Genomic DNA, 241 nt, shown 5'->3' with positions numbered 1-241 from the left:
ACCAATCACTGCGGCATCACTGACCGCCGTGACATTGAAGGTCAGGGTGGTTTCTGCGCTGCTGAGGCTGCCGTCGCTGACCGTGAATGTCAGGTTCGCATAACCGGCGCCGTTGGCATTGGCGGCAGGGGTGAACACCAGGTTGCCGATATCCGACGCCGTGATCACCTGGTTGGCTGTCACCGCTGAGCCATTCAGCGTCAGGCTGCCAGCCGCTGGCAGTCGGGTGATGGTCACTGAC

At 61.8% G+C, this 241-nt stretch carries 1 protein-coding gene; it reads right to left on the bottom strand.

Translation table 11 applies throughout. The features are described 5' to 3' along the window. The coding region (locus tag AC27K1_RS21825) for a cadherin-like domain-containing protein (RefSeq protein WP_487152901.1) at positions 1 to 241 on the bottom strand (241 nt) is incomplete at both ends.

This window comes from Kistimonas ophiarachnellae (assembly GCF_057552235.1).
The sequence above is the reverse complement of the archived record's forward strand: the minus strand, read 5'-3'. Positions and strand labels throughout refer to the sequence as shown.